The sequence below is a fragment of the Vibrio sp. 1249-1 genome, assembly GCF_033340495.1.
The window spans coordinates 1-543 of record NZ_JAWOWJ010001052.1 but is presented as its reverse complement, the minus strand read 5'-3'; the positions used below and the strand labels follow the sequence as shown (position 1 = coordinate 543).

Below are 543 nucleotides of genomic sequence, written 5' to 3'. Positions count from 1 at the left end.
AGTACTTGTTGATCAAACCAATCACCAAGAGGCCCCAGCGAGTAATATTGGCTATTTTGGAATTCCCACTTTAGCCACAGCTCCTCTGATTGCCAACTTTCTGCGCCCGTCGTCAAATTCAAAGAGGTATGCGAGCCTCGGGTCGTGTTACGTGCTCTATCGCGGTTGTCCCAATCAAAACCCAATGTAAAACCGTAAGCTTGCTCTTTCCTATCATTGTATACATCCAACGCTCGTGAAGAATAAAAAGGCGTCAGCAGGATAGAGCGAACGCCCGACGCCAAAGGCGATGCATTGCGAACGTCGCGGCTGGGTAGAAACGCGCCTTTCAAACCATGATCTTTCACCGCGCCCCACGGCAACAGGTATTTGAATTCGAACTTATACTTTTGCTCATCACTGTTTGTGATCGTCTGAGATTCAAACGACGAGTTGTTATCGCCTTGCTCACCTAAGTAATAGGGACTGTCATTAAAACGAGCTTGGTACATCTGAGTACTGAACAGCACATTGGGAGAGAGCGCATAATTAAATGCAGAGAGG

General features: G+C 47.3%; 1 pseudogene. It reads right to left on the bottom strand.

Annotation, left to right across the window (positions count from 1 at the left end):
- Window positions 1-543: pseudogene (locus tag R7Z50_RS30410) on the bottom strand (hypothetical protein); the annotation flags it as partial.